This is a genomic window from Alteromonas sp. S015, assembly GCF_036864485.1.
Lineage (GTDB): Bacteria > Pseudomonadota > Gammaproteobacteria > Enterobacterales > Alteromonadaceae > Alteromonas.
In genome coordinates this window covers 1-247 of the sequence record NZ_JAZETO010000038.1, presented here as the reverse complement: position 1 = coordinate 247, position 247 = coordinate 1, and the positions used below count along the sequence as shown (strand labels likewise).

Annotated in this window: 1 pseudogene; it reads right to left on the bottom strand. The window is 44.1% G+C overall.

Annotation, left to right across the window (positions count from 1 at the left end):
- Positions 1-76 precede the first annotated feature (76 nt).
- A pseudogene (locus V7R42_RS19925) lies at positions 77-247 on the bottom strand (IS110 family transposase); the annotation flags it as partial.

Below are 247 nucleotides of genomic sequence, written 5' to 3'. Positions count from 1 at the left end.
GATGCAGAGTACTGTGCGATAAGTTGATACTCGTCGTTTAACCAGTTAGACGTTGCAGCTCATGCCACTGTGCGACTTACCCGTTTAGAAAACGTTCTTCATCGAATACCTGCTGGTTCTTCAACATAAAGTAAGCACATCGCCCGATTTTATGAGCGAGTGCAGATAAGGCCTTCGCCTTGCTCATTCTCTTTTGTAGCTTGGCTAAATATCGTTTGGCGTTGTCATTACCTTTGAGGTACAACAT